Here is an 18,487-nt window from a genome sequence, read left to right as displayed (position 1 = left end):
CACGATGTCGGCTTTCGCGGCGGAAACTGAGTTTGCGCGAATTCGTCTAATAATCCGCGGACGCGTTCAGGGTGTTGGATTTCGCTTCGCCGCACGCGACGAGGCCAAAAATCGTGCACTTGCCGGATGGGTGCGCAATCTGTCCAACGGCGACGTGGAAATTGTGGCGGAAGGCCGACGCAGAGATTTGCAGGCATTGGTAGCGTGGGCGCATCTGGGACCGTCGTACGCCCGCGTGGATGAAGTGAGCGAGCAATGGTCGGTGGCGAGCCGCGCTTTCACCGGCTTCGAAATCCGATGAGCCGACGGTCAATTTGCGGTCACTTTAATGCCCCGAACTCATTAGCTATACTTCAAATCCGCGTCTTGGAGTATTTGCAGGGCTTCGCCAGATCGGAGTAATTACCAATCAGGCTCTAACCACATAAGGAGAATCGACTGAGATGGCTGTACCACCTGAGGCGGCTGGACAAGCTGCCGAGTCGCGCGGTTCCGCCGGGGACGTCCCCGCGTCGAAACCACATCTAAAGCGCGAACAAGTTGTTATCCGCTTCGCCGGCGACTCGGGCGATGGCATGCAGTTGACCGGAATGCAGTTTACCGCCGAATCCGCTCTGGCCGGCAACGATATCGCAACGTTGCCCGACTTTCCCGCCGAGATTCGCGCCCCAGCCGGCACGCTGGCTGGCGTCAGCGGCTTCCAGCTCAATTTTTCGAGCAGCGAGATCTTCACCGCCGGCGACGAACCCAACGTGCTGGTCGCGATGAATCCCGCCGCGCTGCAGGCCAATCTCGAAGATGTGCCGCCGAACGCCGTCATCATCGTCGATCGCGAGGCGTTCAACGACGCAAATCTCAAGAAGGTCGGCTACAAGACCAACCCTCTGAACGATCACTCGCTCGACAAATTCCAGCTCGTCCAGGTCGACGTGACCAAGCTGACGACACTCGCGGTGCATGGGCTCGGGCTCAACAATCGTACGGTGTTTCGATGCCGCAACATGTTCGTGCTCGGGATGCTCTCGTGGCTCTATCAGCGCCCGATCGAGAGCACGATCAAGTATCTGGAATCGCGCTTCCAGAAGACGCCCGACATCCTCGAAGCGAATATTCGAGTGCTCAAGGCCGGCTTCAACTACGGCGAAACGACCGAGATGTTCGCCAGTTCGTACGAAGTTCCGGCGGCGCGAATCGCTCCGGGGCTGTATCGCAATATCACCGGCAACAGCGCGACGGCGCTCGGATTCGTCGCCGCGGCAGTGAAATCAGGACGTCCGCTATTTCTGGGATCGTATCCGATCACGCCAGCGAGCGACATTCTGCACGATCTCGCCGGCTTCAAGAATTTCCCGATCTATACGTTCCAGGCCGAAGATGAAATCGCTGGCGTCTGTTCCGCGATCGGCGCGGCCTTCGGCGGAGCAATCGGCATCACGACGACCTCCGGCCCCGGCATGAACCTCAAGGCCGAGGCGGTCGGGCTCGCGGTGAAGGTCGAGTTGCCGCTGGTGATCACCGATATCCAGCGCGCCGGGCCCTCGACCGGGATGCCGACCAAGCCCGAGCAGGCCGACCTGCTGCAATCGATGTACGGACGCCACGGCGAATCGCCGATTCCGATTATCGCGGCGGCCACGCCCGCCGATTGCTTCGACTGCGCCTACGAGGCGGTGCGAATCGCCATCAAGTACATGACGCCGGTGATTCTGCTGACCGACGGACAGCTCGCCAACAGCTCCGAACCGTGGCTGCTGCCCGATCCTGACAAGCTGACGCCGATACCGGTCGAGTTCCGCACCAACCCGGAAGGCTTCATGCCCTATCTTCGCGAGGAAGAGACGCTCGCGCGGCCGTGGGCGATTCCGGGAACCAAGGGCCTCGAGCATCGTGTCGGCGGAATCGCGGGCGAGCATCTGACCGGCAATATCAGCTACTCGCCGGCCAACAACGAATTAATGGTCCGGATGCGCGCGCGCAAGATCGCCGGAATCGCGCGCGAAATTCCCAAGACCGAAGTCCTTGGCGATCCCGAGGGCGGCGATTTGGTCGTGCTCGGATGGGGCTCGACCTACGGCCCGATTCGCGAAGCCGTCAAGCAGGTGCGTGCGAAAGGCAAGAAAGTCTCGCAGGTGCATCTCCGCTATCTGAATCCGATGCCGCGCGACCTGGGCGAGACGCTGAAGCGTTTCAAGCAGGTAATGATCGCGGAAATGAACATGGGACAACTGCTCAAGCTGGTTCGCGCCGACTACCTGATCGACGCTTTCGGATTCAACAAAATCCAGGGGCGCCCGTTCAAAGTCAGCGAACTCGTGACACGCATCAACCGCGCCCTGGAGGGCTGATCGAATGGCTACCGCTTTGACTCGCAAGGATTTCGTCACCGACCAGGAAGTGCGCTGGTGCCCCGGATGCGGCGATTACGCAATCCTGGCCGCGGTGCAAAAGACGATGCCGGAATTCGGCATCCCGCCGGAAAATACCGTCTTCATTTCGGGCATCGGATGCTCGAGCCGCTTTCCGTATTACATGAATACCTACGGCTTCCATACGATTCACGGACGCGCGCCGGCCTTCGCCACCGGGCTCAAGATTTCGCGGCCGGACCTCGACGTGTGGGTCGTAACCGGCGACGGCGACGGGCTCTCGATCGGCGGCAATCATCTCATTCACGTACTGCGGCGCAACGTCGATCTGAAAATCCTGCTCTTCAACAATCGCATCTACGGGCTCACCAAGGGCCAGTACTCGCCGACCTCCGAAGTCGGCAAGGTGACGAAATCGACGCCGGCCGGCTCGGTGGATTTTCCGTTCAATCCGATCACCGTGGCGCTCGGCACGCACGCGACTTTTGTCGCGCGCACCATCGACGTCGAGCAGAAGCATCTCGGTGAGATGCTGAAGCGGGCGCATGCGCATCGCGGCGCGTCGTTTCTCGAGATCCTGCAGAACTGCAACATCTTCAATGACGGCGCGTTCAACGACGTGAGCGACAAGGCGATCAAGGCTGAGCATCAGTTGGTGCTCGAGCACGGCAAGCCGCTCATCTTCGGCAAGAATCGCGACATGGGAATCAGGATGAACGGGATGCGTCCCGAGGCGGTGCATCTCGGCAACGGCGTCAGCGAGAGTGACCTGGTCGTGCACGACGAGACCAATCTGTCGCTCGCATTCATGCTCGGGAACTTCGAGGCGCCGCTGCCGACGCCGGTCGGAGTTTTCTTTGCAGTCGCGCGCCCGACCTACGACGGCGCGGTGAACAAGCAGCTCGTGGACGCGAAGGCCAAGCAGGGCGCCGGCGATTTGAGGACGCTGCTCGGCAAGGGCGACACCTGGACGGTGAATTGAGGATGCGTCGCTCTCCCGTTGCTCGACTCCCGCGCCCGCTCCTTGCTTGATTCCCTCGCCCGCTTGTTTGCGGGAGAGGGTGAGGGTGCAGCGCCCCTCCTGATCCAAAGACGTAACGGAAGGCCTGCGAGATGTGCTCGCAGGCCTTTTCGTATCTCCATCGACCCGCGCCCGTCGCTCATTCTGAAGGTCGATGAACTTACTGAAGGTCGATGAACTTATAGCAAGTGAGTGATCTCGCCCTTCCGTCATTCTGAGGAGTCTGCCCCCCGTCATCCTGAGAGTCTGTGAATTTTTAGTAACGGCGATTTTTGTCATTCTGAGGCGATGGCTGCGCAGCCGAAGAATCCCGGATCTTTTGCTTCGCTGTAGTCGCTCCAGGATCCTTCGACTGCTCGGCGGCGCACGCGGCCGAGGGCCCGATGATTACCTGTGGCTGTTCGTCAGAAACTCCACAGGCTAAAGCCTGTGCCACAGTGAAACGGCCGCAAGCGGCCTCTGCTCAGAGTTTGTGAAGATTTGGTCGATCATCGATTTCACCACCGAAGTCGTTCTGAGCCGAAGGCCGCGCAGCTTGGTAAAGCCGACGAAACCTGCACTGAATCGCGCAGTAGACCATAGCTGATAGAATGTCCAGGCTGCCATCGCACGGGTCATTCAAAGTCACAAGCGTCGTCCGGCGGGACAAAGTAGCGGGCGCTGTCGGGTCAGATCGAGTACTTTAGGCGGTCGAGGCCGAGCTGGTAGCGAGTGGCGTCGAGGAGATTTTGCATCAGCGCGACTACCGTCATCGGCCCAGTACCGCCGGGATTCAGCGTGATCCAGCCGGCGACTTCCTTGACCGCCTCGAAATCGACGTCGCCCGCAAATTTACCGGGGCCGATACGCCTGAACCCGACGTCGATCACGCACGCGCCCGGCTTCACCATGTCCGCGGTGATAAAATACGGACCGCCGCCGGGGATTTCCGCGCCGACGCACGGAATCAGGATGTCCGCCTCGCGGCAAACCGCCGGCAGATCGCGGGTCTTGCGATGACACCACGTCACGGTCGCATTGCACATCCGCCCGCCGAGGATCACCGCCATCGGCTTGCCCGCGATATCACTGCGGCCAATCACGACGGCGCGCGCGCCCCCGACCGGCACTTTGTAGTAATCGAGCAGGGTCAGGACTCCGCGCGGCGTGCATGGAATAAAGCGGCCCCATCGACCGCGGTAAAAGCCGCCGACGCTCGACGAGCCCACCGCGTCGAGGTCTTTCAGGGGGTCGATCGCGTCGAATAGCGCGAATTGATCGACGCCGTCGGGCACCGGCAACTGGAGCAGGATCGCATTGACCGACGGGTCGGCGTTGAGTCCTGCGATAACTTTCAACAGGGTCGGCGTGGTGCCCTCGGCGGCGGACAGGCGGATCGTCCGGCTCTCGCATCCGAGTTCCTCGGTCGTGCGCTGCTTATTTTTCACGTATTGGCGCGAGGCCGGGTCGTCGCCGACGAGAATCGCCGCCAGGCACGGCACGCGGCCGTACTTTTCCTTGATTTCCTCGACATTGCGGCGCAATTCGGGGAGCAGCATCGCCCTGACGGCGCGCCCGTCCATGATAATCGCAGGCATAGTTACCGTCCTCAAATATAGCACGGCTCGAGTTCGGACAAGCGTTGTGGATAGGGCGCCCTGAAATGTGGGCATCCGATTCGATGTTGGCTCGTCTCGCGGCGCGTTGTCTGTTAGCATTTCGGCGCTGATGAATGAGCCTAAGCGCACTATCTTATTCGACATTCATCGAAAGCTCCGCGCGAAGATGACCGAGTTTGGCGGTTTCGAGATGCCCGTGAGCTACAGCGGGATAATCGAGGAGCATCGCGCGGTCCGCAACGCGGCCGGAATTTTCGATCTTAGCCACATGGGCGAGTTTGAAGTCCGCGGCCCGAACGCGCTCGCCCTGCTCGAGGGGACGTTCACCAACTCCGCCTCGAAGCTGAAGGAGGGTCAGGCGCAGTACACTGTCATGTGCACGGAGGACGGCGGCACGATCGACGACCTGATCGTGTACCGGCTCGGTCCCCAGCGCTATATGCTGTGCGTCAACGCGTCGAATATCGACGTGGACCGCGAATGGATCGTCGAGTTGAATGCCGGCTTGGCGGATTTCGAGGATGTCAGCGACGCGAGCGCTCTGGTCGCCGTGCAGGGGCCGCGCGCGATTGAGATCGTCGCAAAAGTCGCGGAATTCCCGGTAGCGGAGATCGCGCGGTTCGGCGTTGCTATCGGCAAAGTCGCGGGCGTCGCTTGTATCGTCGCGCGCACCGGCTATACCGGCGAAGATGGCGTCGAGCTGTTCGTCGAAAATTCGCGCGCCGAGCATCTCTTCGAGGCGATCTTCGAAGCGGGCGCGCCCGACGGAATCAAGCCTATCGGGCTCGGCGCGCGCGATACGCTGCGGCTCGAGGCCGGGCTCCCGCTCTATGGCCACGAACTCGATCGCGAGACCTCGCCGCTCGAAGCGGGCCTCGGCATCTTCGTGAAGCTTGGGCGTCCGTTTATCGGCGAGCCGGCGCTGAGCGCGCAGCGGCAACTCGGGCTCAAGAAAAGACTCGCGGGACTTATGACCGACGACGGGAAGAACGTCGCGCGCCAGGGTTATCCGATACTTCGCGACGGCCGGCGCGCCGGAATCGTTACCAGCGGGACTTTCGCGCCTTCGCTCGAGCGGCCGGTCGCGATGGGCTATCTCACCGGCGACGACGCCGCGATCTCGGATAAAGCGGGCAGCGCGCTCGAAGTTGAAATCCGCGGTCGCAAGGTGCCGGCGAAGGTGGTCGCGAGGCCGTTCTATCGGCGCGCGGCGACAGGTGCGACAAGGTCGGCCATATGATTGAATCGTCGAAGTTCAAACGGGGGAACCTCCACTACCGATGAGATTCATGCCACATACCGAGGCGGATATCGCCTCGATGCTCGACACGATCGGCGCGAAGAGTCTTGAGGATTTGATCGCGCATCTGCCGGCGAACCTGCGCGCGAGCGCCAGAATCGATCTCGCGCCGGGACGCACCGAATACGAAGTCGCGAGCGAACTCGGCGCGCTGGCCGCGCTCAATCAGGGCGCCAGCGGCTTCACGAGTTTTCTCGGCGGCGGCTACTATCGCCATTACGTGCCGGCCGCGGTGCGCGCCGTGACCGCGCGCGCGGAATTTGCGACGAGCTACACGCCCTACCAGGCCGAGGCGAGCCAGGGCACCACGCAGGCGATCTTCGAATTTCAGACGCTGATCACGCAACTCACCTCGATGGAAGTCGCCAACGCAAGCATGTACGACGGCGCGTCGGCGGCGGCAGAAGCGGTGCTGATGTGCCGGCGCCTGATGCCGAAGCGGCCAGTCGTCGCCCTCTCGCGCGCGCTGTGGCCCGAGTATCGCGCGACGATCCGCACTTATCTGAGCGCGCTCGGTGGCCTCGAAATCGTCGAGGCGCCGTTCGACGACAAATCGGGAATGACCAGCGCGGCTGAACTCGAGCGCGTCGCGAACGATCGTCTGCTGTGCACCGTTACGGGCTATCCGAACGCGTTCGGCGTGATCGAGCCGCTGAAAACGATCGTCGATACGACGCATCGCGTGGGCGCGCTCGCGATTTCCGTGACCACCGAACCGCTCGCGCTCGGATTGCTGCGAGCGCCGGGCGAACTCGGCGTCGATATCGCCGTCGGCGAGGGCCAGAGTATCGGATTGCCGCTGCAATACGGCGGACCGGGCGTGGGATTTCTCGCGGCGCGGATGACCCATCTGCGCCAGATGCCGGGGCGGTTGATCGGCCAGACCCACGATCGCGACGGGCGGCGCGCATTCACCTTGACGCTCGCGACGCGCGAGCAGCATATCCGGCGCGAGCGCGCGACCTCGAACATCTGCACCAACCATTCGCTGTGCGCGCTGGCGGTAACGGTTTACCTCTCGCTGATGGGCAAGCAGGGGCTGCGCGATTTGGCCGAGCGCAACGTCGAACTGGCGCATCAGGCGGCCGACGTGTTGCTCGCGGCGGGTATCGAGCGGCGCTTCACGGGTCCGTTCTTCAATGAGTTCACGGCGAAGGTCGCGGGGCCCACGGCGGCGATCGAACAGGCGGAAAAGAAAAAAATCCTCGCAGGGCTGGCATTGGGCATCGACTATCCCGAGCTTTCCGACGCGCTACTGATCGCGGTCACCGAGATGAATCACACAGGCGAATTCAGCTCGCTCGCAGCGGCAATCGCGGAGGTGCGGTGATGGCGAGCGCGGGCAGAATCAGCAAAATCGCGCCGATCGAAAAAGCGCCGGCCGCGACCGGCCTCGAACCGACCGCCGGCGTGCCGTTGATCTTCGAACTGTCGTCGGAAGGACGCCGCGGCGCCGACGTATCGCCGAAGGCCTTGGGCGCTCGCCGCGGCGCAGACATCCTGGGCGCGGAACTTTGCCGCCAGCAACTCGACGGATTCCCCGAACTCAGCGAGCCGCAGGTGCTGCGTCATTTCCTGCGCCTCTCGCAACTCAACTTCGCGCAGGCGATCCAGTTCTATCCGCTCGGCTCGTGCACGATGAAATACAACCCGCTGCTCAACGACGAGATGGCGTCGCTGCCGGGATTTGCGGGACTCCATCCAGCGACGCCGGCCCATCTGGCGCAGGGCGCGCTCGAACTGATCGCGCGGATGGAAGCGGCGCTCGCGGAGATCACCGGCATGGATGCCGTCTCGTTGCATCCCGCGGCTGGCGCGCAGGGTGAGCTGACCGGCCTGCTGCTGATTCGCGCGTACCATCGGAAGCGCGGCGAGACTCGGCACAAGGTGATCATTCCGGACACTGCGCACGGGACGAATCCGGCCAGTTGCACGCTTGCGGGATTCGAAGTGGTGGTGGCGAAGTCGAGTTCGCGCGGCTATCTCGAGGCGGCCGAAGTGCGGCGCCTGCTGAGCGACGACGTCGCCGCGATGATGGTCACCAATCCGAACACGCTCGGAATCTTCGAGCCGCAGATCCAGGAAATCGCCGCCGCGCTGCATGAGCGCGGCGCGATGCTCTATCTCGACGGCGCCAACATGAATGCGCTGCTGGGCGTCGCCAAGCCCGGACACATGGGCGCCGATCTCGTGCAGCTCAACCTGCACAAGACGTTCTCGACGCCGCATGGCGGCGGCGGTCCCGGCGCGGGACCCGTCGCGGTGAAACAGCATCTCGAGCCGTTCCTGCCGATGCCGCGAATCAAGCAGACGGCGAGCGGCTATCAGTTCGATACCGAGCGGCCCGATTCGATCGGACGGCTCCGATCGTTCCACAACAACTTCGGCATGATCGTGCGCGCGTATGCGTACATCCTGGCGCTCGGCGGCGACGGACTCGCGATGACGAGCCGGCTCGCGATTCTCGGCGCGAACTACGTCCGCAAGCGGCTCGAGGGACATTTCCCGAGCGCGACCGCGGAACCCTCGATGCATGAATGCGTGCTCTCGCACGATCTCGAAAAGCGCGCAGACGTCAGCACGCTCGAAATCGCGAAACGGCTGCTCGATTTCGGCATCCATCCGCCGACGATTTATTTTCCGCTGGTGGTGCCGGGCGCGCTGATGATCGAGCCGACCGAGACCGAGAGCAAGGAGATTCTCGACAACTTCGTCAGTGTGATGGAGCGTATCTACGACGAGGCGTTGCAGGATCCCGCGAGCGTGAAGAATGCGCCGCAGACGACCGCGGTCTCGCGCGTGGACGAGGCCGAGGCCGCGCGCCGCCCGATCCTGCGCTGGACGCCCAAGCGCGAGTGACGATTCCGTTGGCCGCCGCGGTCAACGGTCGCAGCCGTACACCTTCATCACGTTCTCGCCCAGCACTTTCGCGCGCGCGTCGGGTGCGAGCTTGCTCCCCAGTTCCTCGACCTCTTCGATGTAATTGCCGACGTGATCGGGATGCGGAAAGTCCGACGCCCAGAAAAACTTGTCGGCGCCGCATAGCTCGACCATCGCGGGCAGCGAGCGCTCGTCGGGATCCGCCGAAATCCAGCAGTTGCGCTTGAAGTAAAAGCTCGGCTTCTCCTTGAGCGGCACCGTGCGGCCCATCAAACTCCCGTACACCGCGTCGAGCCGATCGAGCCAGTATGCAATCCAACCGGCGCCCGCCTCGAGCAGCACCAGCTTGAGCTGCGGAAATTTGTCGAAGGCGCCGTACTGAAAGAAGCTGGTGAACGCGTGGCGAATCGCGTCGGCGGCGGTCACGTTCAGGAAGTAATACTGACCGCGCGTGTACTGGCGATCGTAGCGGCCGGGCAGCGCCCAGTTCGGCTCGAGCGACGGATGAATCCCGAGCGGCACGCCGAGTTCCTCGGCCTTGGCGAACAGCACGTCGTGATCGGGATGCGCGTGCGGTTTGCGCGTCATCGTGAATTGAGCGACCCATCCGCCTTTGCATCCGGCCTTCACCGCGCGCTCGAGTTCCTGCGCCGCCGCGCCCGGATCGCCAAGAGAAAGATGCGCCACCGGAATCAGCTTGCCGCCGCTATCGGCGCAGAAATCCACGATGTACCGGTTGTAGGCGCGCGTGTAGGCCTGCGCGAGTTCGACATCGTCGAGTTCGGTTTCGTAAACCAGGCTGAGGGTTGGATAAAGGAACGCGGCGGCGAGACCTTCCGCCTCGATTCGCGCGAGCCGTTCCTTTGGATCCATCGCGCCGAAGGGCGCCATGCCGCCGTAGGTCGGCCGATTCCCCCATTCGTCGTCGCGCGTGGTGCCCATCGCGGAGAGACCGCCGAGCTTGCCGCCGTTGAAAATTTTGGAAGGCCGCCCCGCGATTTCCAGATACTCGAAGCCCTTGGCGTCGTTGCGAATTCTGATCGCGCGATCCTTGTACTTCGCTTCGAGATAGCGCTCCCAAAGCCCCGCATCCTCGAGGATGTGTCCGTCGGCATCGACGGCGCCAGTGAATTTCAATTGCTGAATTTCTTCGTGAATAACCACTTAGTCATCCTCCGGCTTCATCAATTCCTGAATCCGCGCGCCGAGTCCGCGCACCCATTCGTCGAAATCGCCTTCGCGCTCGACGACTATTTCGAGCTTGCCGTCCTTCATGATCGATATGCGCCCCGGATGCTCGGTGCGAAGCGGAATCACGACCGCCTCGCGCGAAATTCCCATCGGATCAATCACTTCGAAGATGCGCTCGATTTCTTTCATCGTGACTGCTTTCAACATGATCGTATGCGATCCAACTCCGCCGGATGTCCATGCTCTTTACTTTGGGCGCTCGCCCCGTAAGCTGAAGACAGCGACCGCTTTTGGGACGGAGGTGTCCAATCGGTGTTTGGCACGATCAAGAAAATAGTCAAGGACAAGGGCTTCGGTTTCATTATCCCGGATGACGGCACGGAGGAAGTATTTTTTCATCGATCGAAACTCTACCCGAAAGTTCAGTTCGACGATTTGCGCGAAGGCAACGAGGTCCAGTTCGAAGTGCGTCCTGGCGACAAGGGGCCGCAAGCGTTCAACCTCCGGCTGCGCTAGCCGCATCGAAATATAATTCCTGCCCGATGAAAACGTTCATCGGGTGAGCGCGAACCATCGCTTCATCAGGCCCGCGACGAACGGCGTGAGCCGCGTCCGATTGTAAAGAGCGCCGGCGCGCCGAATCGCGTCGGCCTGCGTCGGGTAGGGATGAATCACGTCGGCGATCTTGCCGAGCCCGACGCCCGCCGCGATCGCAGTCGTCAGTTCCGAGATCATCTCGCCGGCGTGGCTCGCGACGATAGTCGCGCCGACGATCGTGTCGCTGCCCTCGCGCACGTGCACTTTCACGAATCCGTCGGTCTCGCCGTCGAGCACCGCGCGATCGACTTCCGCCAATTCTTGGCTATAGGTAGTTATCGCGATTCCGCGACTCTTCGCCTCGGCTTCATGCAATCCCACATGCGCGATTTCCGGATCAGTGTAGGTACACCATGGAATAGTCAATGCACTAACGCGCTGCCGCCCGAAGAATAGTGCATTGCGTAGTACAATTCGCGCATGCGCGTCCGACAAATGAGTAAACTTGTAAGGCGAAGCGACGTCGCCGGCCGCATACACCAGCGGATTCGTCGTGCGCAGGTAGTCATCGACTTTGATACCGTTCTGCGCGTCGTATTGAATCATCGCCGCCTCGAGATTGAGGCCTTCGACCGCGGGAACCCGCCCCACTCCGATCAAGATTTCATCGACTGAGTATTCCGTACGCGCGCCATCGCGTTCGGTCGAGACGACTTTCTCAGTACCGCGCCGCTCGACACTGACTATTTTGCATCCGGTTACGATAGCTACTCCGTCCCGCGTCATCGCGCGTTCGACCCGATTCGCGGCGTCGCGATCTTCCCGAATCAGAATCTGCGGCGCGACTTCGAGCAGCGTCACCGCCGCGCCGAGGCGCTGAAAAGTTTGCGCAAGCTCGCATCCGATCGGCCCTGCGCCAATCACCGCGATTCGCCGCGGCAACTCGGTCAGCGAAAAAACCGTCTCATTGGTGAGATAACCCGTTTCCGCAAGGCCGCGAATCGGCAGCGAGGCCGCGCGCGCCCCGGTGGCGATTACCGCCTTTTTGAAACGCAGTTGCTTGCCCTCGACCTCGACGCAGTCGGGCGCGCCGAATTTTCCGTCGCCGATGAAAACGTCCACGCCGAGTCCGCGGAATCGATTCGCCGAGTCGATCGGGCTGAGCTTCGCGCGCAGCTTGCGCATCCGTTCCATCACTGCCGGAAAATTCACGCGAACGCCCGCGGGTACCTCGACGCCAAAGCGCGACGCGTTGCGGACTTCCGCCGCGGCGCGCGCCGCGCGAATCAGCGCCTTCGACGGCACGCATCCGAAGTTCAGGCAGTCGCCGCCCATGTAATCGCGCTCGACCAGCGCGACTTTTGCGCCCAGGATTGCGCCGCCCGCCGCCGTCACCAGGCCCGCGGTGCCCGCGCCGATCACCACCAGGTTGTAGCGATGAGCCGGCGCCGGATTGACCCATCCCGCGGGATGCAAATTTTCGACGAGCGCCCGGTTGTATTCATCGAGCGGTGCATGAGCGAGCGCGTGGGTCGGCATCGACGCCTCCGATTGGATTGCTTCAGGTCTTTTGGTTGAGTGCGCGCGCGCCGATTCGAGTCGCGTATATCGCCACGCCGAGCGTCGCCGCGATCGAACAGTAGATCGATCCGCGCACGACGCCGAAAGTCGCGCCCGCGCCGAGGCGATTCGCCCCGTACAGCATCGCGATCGCCGCGAAGCGATCGCGACGATCTTCACCCGCGACGCCGCCGTGCCGCGCTTCGATTCCGTGGTCATCCTGATGCCTGAAATTTTTCCGCCGATGGAATCCAGCCGAATCGAGATTTGCCGCGCGCCGCGAAGCGATGCAGTATCGGGATGCTTATATTGATAGCGCCGATTATGTAATCCTAAATGTGATGTCGGTCCAAGAGCATAAGCGTCACGCGCGCGCCAATCTCAAGGTGGGAGTGATTTCGGCCTCCGATTCGCGCAATCCCGAAACTGACGAAAGCGGCAAGTTGATTCGCCAACTGTTCGAGGCCGCCGGCCATCAGGTGAACTATTACGAGATCCTGCCCGACGAGCCCGAAAAAATCTCCGCGTCGATCGCCAAGAACCTGCCCAACCTCGACGCGATCGTGATCAGCGGCGGCACCGGCATCACCGCGCGCGATCGATGCACCGAAGTGGTCAAGTCGCTGATCGACAAGGAACTCGAAGGCTTCGGCGAAATTTTCCGGATGCTCTCATACCAGGAGATCGGTTCCGCCGCGATGATGAGCCGCGCGATCGCGGGCGTTCGCCACGGCAAGTTCGTCGCCGCGATTCCGGGGTCGCCGACCGCCTGCCGCCTCGCGATGGAAAAACTGATCCTCCCCGAAATCGGGCATATCGTTTCGCTGCTGAGTCAATGAATCGACTGACGCTGAAGCTGTTCGCGACGCTGCGCGAGCGCGCCCGCACTTCCGAACTGACGCGCGAATTTCCCGCCGGCACGACTATCGCGCAAATCTGGGGGCATCTCGGCCGCGAATTTCCCGAACTCGGCGGCCATCATGATTCGGTCGGCTTCGCCGTCAATCAGGAATATGTCGAGAGCGATTACCAGCCGCGTGAGGGCGACGAGATCGCGTTCATCCCGCCGGTCAGCGGCGGCGCCGACGCTGCCGCAAAACCCGGATGGATCGGCAAAATCACGATCGGCCGCGACACTATAGATGTAACCGCGCTCGAGCGCGAAGTCGCTGCCCCCAACGCCGGCGCGATCGTCACATTCGCCGGCACCACTCGCTCCGACAATGCCGGCCGCAATGTGCTCCGCCTCGAGTACGAGGCCTACGAACCGATGGCGCTCTCCGAGATGCGCAAGCTCGCGCGCGAGGCGGGCGAGCGCTGGAAAATCGTGCGCATCGCGATCGCCCATCGCGTCGGCGTGGTCGAGATCGGCGAGACCTCGGTCGCGATCGCGGTCTCGGCGGCGCATCGCGGTGAGGCCTTCGACGCCTGCCGTTTCGCGATCGATCGGCTGAAGGAAATCGTGCCGATCTGGAAAAAAGAACACTTCGAGGGCGGCGAGATCTGGATCGGATGCCAAACCTCGCATCCGCCGCACGTCTGACCCATTTTTTTGCCTGAATTATTGACCGCGCGGACAGTAACCGCTTAGATAGTCGCGATGGTATTAGGCGAAACATCCGTCGAAAAGATAATCCTGGCTGAGCCGCGCGGCTTCTGCGCCGGCGTCGATCGCGCGGTCGAGGCCGTTCGCAGCGCGCTCCGCTCGTACGGCCGTCCGCTCTACGTGCGACATCAGATCGTGCACAACCGCTTCGTGCTCGAGGCGCTCGAAAAAGAAGGCGCCATCTTCGTCGACAGCCTCGACGCGGTCCCCGAGGGGCAGCGCGTGATTTTCAGCGCCCACGGCGTTGCGCCCAGCGAATGGGATCGCGCCAAAGGTCGCCAACTGCGCGTGATCGATGCGACCTGCCCGCTCGTCACCAAGGTCCATGACGAAGTCGAACGTTACGACAACGAAGATCGCACCGTCATCCTGATAGGCCACGCGGGCCATGAGGAAGTGAAGGGCACGCTCGGCGTCGCGCCGGGCAAAGTCGTACTGGTCGGCAGCGTGGACGAAGCCCGCACCATCACCGTCGAGAATCCGGATCGGATTGCGGCGGTTACGCAGACCACCCTCAGCGTCGATGATACGCGCGAAATCATGGCTGCGCTGAAAGAGCGCTTCCCCGCGATGATCACGCCCAAGACCGACGACATCTGCTACGCCACCCAGAATCGCCAGAACGCCGTCAAGGAACTCGTCCAGGTGAGCGATGCGGTGCTGGTGGTCGGCTCGAAGCAAAGCTCCAACGCGAATCGGCTGGTCGAAGTCGCGCGGATGCGCGGTGCGCGCGCATTCCTGGTCGATTCTATCGCCGACGTGCTACCCGACATGCTCGAAGGCGTTCGCGCGCTCGGCCTCACCGCAAGTGCGTCGTCACCGGAATGGCTGGTCGAGGAGATTATCGGCGCATTCGCACGCGGCGGCGCCGAGGTCGAGCTGATGAGCGTCGCCAAAGAGCGCGTCCACTTCCCGCTCCCGCTCCCGTCCAACTGACCACTCCACTATCCTGCACGAAATTGTTCGGAAAACTTCACCCGAAACCTCACGCAGGTTTCGGACTTCCCGTGGCGATAAGATGCGCGCTCCGCGCTGTTAGTAGTGGAATCAAAAAGAGTCTCGAATGCGCTAAATCGATCTATCTAAAGCCCTAAGAACGCCGCCTCTTGTCACTCGCATTAAGAATCAGGCATCGCTCGGTTCGAAGAGCAGGCCTACGCCGATTGCACCGAACTAAGACCAAAAGCTAGAAACCATCAGTCAATGCACCAAATCCGATGGCGGTAATGCACATGGGTCTTGCCGATAATTCTCTTTATAGCAACTTGTTTAGATATGTGCCGCGCGAGAAGCGCAGTCCTCTCGAGGATTTCTCGACGGAAGCTCTCGCCGATCTCCTCAATCGTCTGCTCGAAAAAAAAGGACCAACCCGACGGGCAACGGAGGTTTTCCTAACTCAGGTTCTTTGTGATGGTCAGGGAAAGGATCTGGATCAGCGCCTACGCTCGGCGGAGCGGCTGATCTTCGGCACGCAGCGCCGAGTCTTTTTGAAAGGCAACAGACCGAGGAGGCTCGACCTCTGTCTTTATGCGGACAAGGCACTTGCCTTGGTGATAGAGAACAAGGTCAGAGAAACGCGAGGACGCGCGGAATACGTCACTGACGATCCAAGCAAAACGGCTAAACAGCTTGAGGAGTATGCGCAATACCTAAGAGGTGAACGATCCGACGCGGGCTTGGTACTTCTTAGCATTGATGAAGGGCCAGGCGATTTTCTAAGCGACGAGAAGAGATATCCGGCTAGTTTTAGGTCAGTTTGTCGGTGGCCTCAGGTCTGGCTATGGCTTACGAAACTAGCGAGCCGAAACAACCTTGAGCCGGAATTATTGGTATTCATCCGCGAGTTCATTCTCTTCTTGAAGGAAAAAAACATGGACGATATAGATGCGAAGGAATTTCAGCGTTTCGGTAAGTCACTTCCGGTTGTTTGTGACTACCTAGAAACGTTCGACAACAAACTCAGAGAAATTCTTAAAGATGCACGGAAAGTCGCCGAAAAAACGCTTCCTCAGTACAAAAAACAGTTACTCCCCGCATCGCTGCCGGCGAGCAATGTACGGTCGGACGTCGAGAACGCAATCGGCGACTTCGCCTACTGCTATGATAGCGGCACAAAAGATTGGGAGTTAATGAAGCTTAAATGGTACGTCGGATGGGGATTCCAATGCCCAAACGCCAAAGCGGCCAAGGGTGCTAAGGTTCAAGCCTTCGTGTGCATTGAGTCGGATTACGACGGGACACTGATCCCGCTTCCTCCTGCCAAGGAGAAAACCGAGCTGGAAGAGAAAGGGTGGACCGTGTCTCCCAAGATTACTGATGACGAGGGCTCTTACTCACTCTTCCTGAAGGTTTGCGACCCGGAGACTTTTCTGGGCGGTCCCTTCACTAAAGCGTCTAGCGATTGGTTCCGAAGGGGAATCAAAGAGGCTGCTCAGATCCTGAAAACCGCAAAAAAAGCGCTGAAATAATCGTAGGCTCCCTCGTAGCCCTTTCGGAGCGGCCTGTTTCTCAAAACTGATCCAAATTGAGGAAAACACGCGCGCACGTTGATACCCCCATTACCAACAGGCCGGGAGGCCGCATCTTCATCACAGCGGGAAGTCCGAAACCTGCGTGAGGTTTCGGTCCCGCGGCAGGCGATTACGATCAACGTCTTGCGCCGGCAATGTGCCGTGCCCCTGCGGGGGGCGGTGCCTTGACAATTTGGCGCGGATGCTTGCAGACTCATCCGGATTTCCGTCCCCTGCGGACAAACCTTGATGAGGGAATAATCCGATGCGAACTGCGATATCGCGCGCGCTGATCTTGTCGCTATTGATTGCCATCCCGGTCGTCACCGGATGCCAGTCCGAGGGCAAGAAGCATCTCTACAAGGCGGAGGATTTGTTCGAAAAGCGCGATCTCGAAGGCGCGAAAAAGGAACTCGAACTTTCCATCAAGGCCGATCCGAACGACGTCGATGCGCACAAGTCGCTCGCGCATATCGATGAAGCGCTCGGCGATCAGGAAGGCGCCGCGCGCGAATACACGGCTGCCTCGATGCTCGATCCCACCGATCAGAAGCTGATGGACAAGACGCGGCTCTACAAACAACTGCAGGACCTGGCCAACTCGTCCGGCAAGGCGCTCGACGAGATCAAGGCCGGCAAGACCGAAGACGGGCTCCGCCAACTAAAGGACATCCTTTTGCAGACGCGTATCAAGGCGGCGCGCGAAAAGGCTCTGACCGCGCTCAGCGACGCGCTTCCCGAGATCGAAAAGCAAGGCGACCAACAGTTGCAGGAAAAGAAATACGCCGCGGCGATGAACACTTACGATCAGGGCGTGCGGGCCGCGATGCTGCTCGCGCAGGCGCACAAAAATCCGGACCTCGGTCCGCAGGGCAACTCGCTGATGCATAAAATCAACGATGCCGCCAAAGCCGCGGGCACTCCGGACGCGACCTTCAAGCTGCTGAACGACGTGATCGGCGCATATCCGGACGACAAGGCCGCCAACATGGAACTCGCGCAGGTCTATCTGCGCAAGTCGCCGCCCGACTACGACACCGCCGCCGACCTGGAAGAGCGCGCCAACGCGCCCGACGACGAAGTCCGCAAGCTGCGCGACGAAGCGAAGAAGCATCGCAAGAAATGATCGACGCGTCGGCGAATTTCGATCCGAAAATCCGGCACGCGCGATAGTGGCGCCGTAGCGCTACAATCGACCCCCGATGCGCTCGCGCGGCTATATCGCAGTCGAAGGTCCCATCGGAGTCGGCAAGACCAGCCTCGCGCAGGCACTCAGCCGCGAGCTCAAGGCGCGCCTGATTCTCGAGGATGCGGACAACAATCCGTTCCTCGCGCGCTTCTACCAGGATCCCGACAAGTACGCGTTCCCGGCGCAGCTTTATTTCCTGCTGACGCGGCATCATCAGCAGCGCGAACTGCTGCAGCAGGATCTATTCGCGCCCGCAACCGTCGCCGACTATCTCTTTGCCAAGGATCGAATCTTCGCGACCATGAATCTCGCGCCCGACGAGCTGAAGCTCTACGACGGCGTTTACAAATTGCTCGACGCCGAGATGAAAAAGCCGGACCTTGTGGTGTACGTGCGCGCTACGATCGAGGTTCTGGGCGAGCGGCTCCGCAAGCGCAATCGCGATTTCGAGCGGCACATCAGTTTCGAGTATCTCGAGCGCGTCTCGGTGGCGTATCGCGATTTCTTTTTCTACTACGACGAAGCGCCGCTGCTGGTGGTCGATACTTCGGAGATCGATTTCGTCGCGAATCCCGAGGACCTCGCCAGCCTGATCCGCGAGATCGACGATGCTGGCCCCGGCACTCAATACTTCGTCCCGCGCAAGAGCTGAGTTTCGCGGCTTGACATTGACGAACAGATAGCGAAACTAGTTCGTATTCCGCCTGCGCAGTTTTCCCTAAGCGACGA

General features: G+C 61.1%; 18 protein-coding genes. 13 read left to right on the top strand and 5 right to left on the bottom strand.

Annotated features, from left to right (window positions below):
- Positions 1-4 precede the first annotated feature (4 nt).
- The 3 genes from Q7S58_RS04850 (at position 5) to Q7S58_RS04840 (ending at position 3,348) form a co-directional block, all read left to right on the top strand.
- Positions 5-301, top strand: a complete 297-nt coding sequence (locus Q7S58_RS04850) for an acylphosphatase (RefSeq protein WP_304821407.1) — start codon at positions 5-7, stop codon at positions 299-301.
- A 142-nt stretch (positions 302-443) separates the two neighbouring features.
- Positions 444-2,345 (top strand): 2-oxoacid:acceptor oxidoreductase subunit alpha, encoded by a 1,902-nt coding sequence (locus Q7S58_RS04845; protein ID WP_304821406.1) that lies wholly within the window; start codon positions 444-446, stop codon positions 2,343-2,345.
- Between the two features lie 4 nt (positions 2,346-2,349).
- On the top strand, positions 2,350-3,348 hold the full coding sequence (locus Q7S58_RS04840; RefSeq protein ID WP_304821404.1) for a 2-oxoacid:ferredoxin oxidoreductase subunit beta: 999 nt from the start codon (positions 2,350-2,352) through the stop codon (positions 3,346-3,348).
- 707 nt (positions 3,349-4,055) lie between these two features.
- Here Q7S58_RS04840 and Q7S58_RS04835 read toward each other — a convergent pair.
- On the bottom strand, positions 4,056-4,964 hold the full coding sequence (locus tag Q7S58_RS04835; protein ID WP_304821402.1) for a bifunctional 5,10-methylenetetrahydrofolate dehydrogenase/5,10-methenyltetrahydrofolate cyclohydrolase: 909 nt from the start codon (positions 4,962-4,964) through the stop codon (positions 4,056-4,058).
- 130 nt (positions 4,965-5,094) lie between these two features.
- Here Q7S58_RS04835 and gcvT point away from each other — a divergent pair, with 130 nt between their 5' ends.
- From gcvT to gcvPB, 3 genes are read left to right on the top strand one after another with little or no spacing between them, the layout of a single operon-like run.
- On the top strand, positions 5,095-6,225 hold the full coding sequence (gene gcvT, locus Q7S58_RS04830) for a glycine cleavage system aminomethyltransferase GcvT (protein ID WP_304821400.1): 1,131 nt from the start codon (positions 5,095-5,097) through the stop codon (positions 6,223-6,225).
- A gap of 40 nt (positions 6,226-6,265) precedes the next feature.
- Entirely contained in the window at positions 6,266-7,615 is a 1,350-nt protein-coding gene (gene gcvPA, locus Q7S58_RS04825; RefSeq protein WP_304821398.1) for an aminomethyl-transferring glycine dehydrogenase subunit GcvPA, read from the top strand.
- Positions 7,615-9,144: an aminomethyl-transferring glycine dehydrogenase subunit GcvPB gene (gene gcvPB, locus Q7S58_RS04820; RefSeq protein ID WP_304821396.1), complete on the top strand. Its 1,530-nt coding sequence runs from the start codon at positions 7,615-7,617 to the stop codon at positions 9,142-9,144. Before gcvPA ends, gcvPB begins: the two co-directional genes overlap by 1 nt.
- Positions 9,145-9,165: 21 nt before the next feature.
- On the opposite strand, the gene Q7S58_RS04815 is transcribed toward gcvPB, so the two are convergent.
- Positions 9,166-10,329 (bottom strand): amidohydrolase family protein, encoded by a 1,164-nt coding sequence (locus Q7S58_RS04815; protein ID WP_304821394.1) that lies wholly within the window; start codon positions 10,327-10,329, stop codon positions 9,166-9,168.
- Entirely contained in the window at positions 10,330-10,563 is a 234-nt protein-coding gene (locus tag Q7S58_RS04810) for a hypothetical protein (protein ID WP_304821392.1), read from the bottom strand.
- Between the two features lie 105 nt (positions 10,564-10,668).
- Here Q7S58_RS04810 and Q7S58_RS04805 point away from each other — a divergent pair, with 105 nt between their 5' ends.
- Positions 10,669-10,872: a cold-shock protein gene (locus tag Q7S58_RS04805; RefSeq protein ID WP_304821390.1), complete on the top strand. Its 204-nt coding sequence runs from the start codon at positions 10,669-10,671 to the stop codon at positions 10,870-10,872.
- Positions 10,873-10,908: 36 nt separating this feature from the next.
- Here the strand turns inward: Q7S58_RS04805 and Q7S58_RS04800 are convergent, their stop codons facing one another.
- Complete coding sequence (locus tag Q7S58_RS04800; RefSeq protein ID WP_304821388.1) at positions 10,909-12,432, bottom strand: mercuric reductase; 1,524 nt, start codon at positions 12,430-12,432, stop codon at positions 10,909-10,911.
- 22 nt (positions 12,433-12,454) lie between these two features.
- A complete protein-coding gene (locus Q7S58_RS04795) occupies positions 12,455-12,598 on the bottom strand; it encodes a hypothetical protein (RefSeq protein ID WP_304821386.1) in 144 nt (47 codons plus the stop codon).
- Between the two features lie 196 nt (positions 12,599-12,794).
- Between Q7S58_RS04795 and Q7S58_RS04790 the strand changes: the two genes are divergently transcribed.
- From Q7S58_RS04790 to Q7S58_RS04765, 6 genes are all read left to right on the top strand, one after another.
- A complete protein-coding gene (locus tag Q7S58_RS04790; protein WP_304821448.1) occupies positions 12,795-13,292 on the top strand; it encodes a molybdenum cofactor biosynthesis protein B in 498 nt (165 codons plus the stop codon).
- The gene (locus Q7S58_RS04785) at positions 13,289-13,996 is read left to right on the top strand and encodes a molybdenum cofactor biosynthesis protein MoaE (protein ID WP_304821384.1); all 708 of its coding nucleotides are present in this window, start codon (positions 13,289-13,291) and stop codon (positions 13,994-13,996) included. Before Q7S58_RS04790 ends, Q7S58_RS04785 begins: the two co-directional genes overlap by 4 nt.
- A gap of 57 nt (positions 13,997-14,053) precedes the next feature.
- Complete coding sequence (gene ispH, locus Q7S58_RS04780; RefSeq protein ID WP_304821382.1) at positions 14,054-14,995, top strand: 4-hydroxy-3-methylbut-2-enyl diphosphate reductase; 942 nt, start codon at positions 14,054-14,056, stop codon at positions 14,993-14,995.
- A gap of 281 nt (positions 14,996-15,276) precedes the next feature.
- Positions 15,277-16,527, top strand: a complete 1,251-nt coding sequence (locus Q7S58_RS04775; protein ID WP_304821380.1) for a hypothetical protein — start codon at positions 15,277-15,279, stop codon at positions 16,525-16,527.
- Between the two features lie 307 nt (positions 16,528-16,834).
- Positions 16,835-17,695, top strand: coding sequence for a lipopolysaccharide assembly protein LapB (locus Q7S58_RS04770; protein ID WP_304821379.1), 861 nt, complete (start codon positions 16,835-16,837; stop codon positions 17,693-17,695).
- A gap of 76 nt (positions 17,696-17,771) precedes the next feature.
- The gene (locus Q7S58_RS04765) at positions 17,772-18,410 is read left to right on the top strand and encodes a deoxynucleoside kinase (RefSeq protein ID WP_304821377.1); all 639 of its coding nucleotides are present in this window, start codon (positions 17,772-17,774) and stop codon (positions 18,408-18,410) included.
- The last annotated feature ends 77 nt before the right edge of the window (positions 18,411-18,487 follow it).

The organism is Candidatus Binatus sp., from assembly GCF_030646925.1.
In the GTDB taxonomy this organism is placed as follows: Bacteria; Desulfobacterota; Binatia; order Binatales; family Binataceae; genus Binatus.
Note: the sequence above shows the minus strand (reverse complement) of the source record. Positions and strands in the feature narration are given on the sequence as shown.

What these genes read in the sequence shown, in the direction of transcription:
- Q7S58_RS04850 (WP_304821407.1), top strand. Translation starts at nt 5, where the DNA reads ATGTCGGCTTTCGCGGCGGAAACTGAGTTTGCGCGAATTCGTCTAATA.
- Q7S58_RS04845 (WP_304821406.1), top strand. Translation starts at nt 444, where the DNA reads ATGGCTGTACCACCTGAGGCGGCTGGACAAGCTGCCGAGTCGCGCGGT.
- Q7S58_RS04840 (WP_304821404.1), top strand. Translation starts at nt 2,350, where the DNA reads ATGGCTACCGCTTTGACTCGCAAGGATTTCGTCACCGACCAGGAAGTG.
- Q7S58_RS04835 (WP_304821402.1), bottom strand. Translation starts at nt 4,964, where the DNA reads ATGCCTGCGATTATCATGGACGGGCGCGCCGTCAGGGCGATGCTGCTC.
- gcvT (WP_304821400.1), top strand. Translation starts at nt 5,095, where the DNA reads ATGAATGAGCCTAAGCGCACTATCTTATTCGACATTCATCGAAAGCTC.
- gcvPA (WP_304821398.1), top strand. Translation starts at nt 6,266, where the DNA reads ATGAGATTCATGCCACATACCGAGGCGGATATCGCCTCGATGCTCGAC.
- gcvPB (WP_304821396.1), top strand. Translation starts at nt 7,615, where the DNA reads ATGGCGAGCGCGGGCAGAATCAGCAAAATCGCGCCGATCGAAAAAGCG.
- Q7S58_RS04810 (WP_304821392.1), bottom strand. Translation starts at nt 10,563, where the DNA reads ATGTTGAAAGCAGTCACGATGAAAGAAATCGAGCGCATCTTCGAAGTG.
- Q7S58_RS04800 (WP_304821388.1), bottom strand. Translation starts at nt 12,432, where the DNA reads ATGCCGACCCACGCGCTCGCTCATGCACCGCTCGATGAATACAACCGG.
- Q7S58_RS04795 (WP_304821386.1), bottom strand. Translation starts at nt 12,598, where the DNA reads ATGCTGTACGGGGCGAATCGCCTCGGCGCGGGCGCGACTTTCGGCGTC.
- Q7S58_RS04790 (WP_304821448.1), top strand. Translation starts at nt 12,795, where the DNA reads ATGTCGGTCCAAGAGCATAAGCGTCACGCGCGCGCCAATCTCAAGGTG.
- Q7S58_RS04785 (WP_304821384.1), top strand. Translation starts at nt 13,289, where the DNA reads ATGAATCGACTGACGCTGAAGCTGTTCGCGACGCTGCGCGAGCGCGCC.
- ispH (WP_304821382.1), top strand. Translation starts at nt 14,054, where the DNA reads ATGGTATTAGGCGAAACATCCGTCGAAAAGATAATCCTGGCTGAGCCG.
- Q7S58_RS04775 (WP_304821380.1), top strand. Translation starts at nt 15,277, where the DNA reads ATGGCGGTAATGCACATGGGTCTTGCCGATAATTCTCTTTATAGCAAC.
- Q7S58_RS04770 (WP_304821379.1), top strand. Translation starts at nt 16,835, where the DNA reads ATGCGAACTGCGATATCGCGCGCGCTGATCTTGTCGCTATTGATTGCC.
- Q7S58_RS04765 (WP_304821377.1), top strand. Translation starts at nt 17,772, where the DNA reads ATGCGCTCGCGCGGCTATATCGCAGTCGAAGGTCCCATCGGAGTCGGC.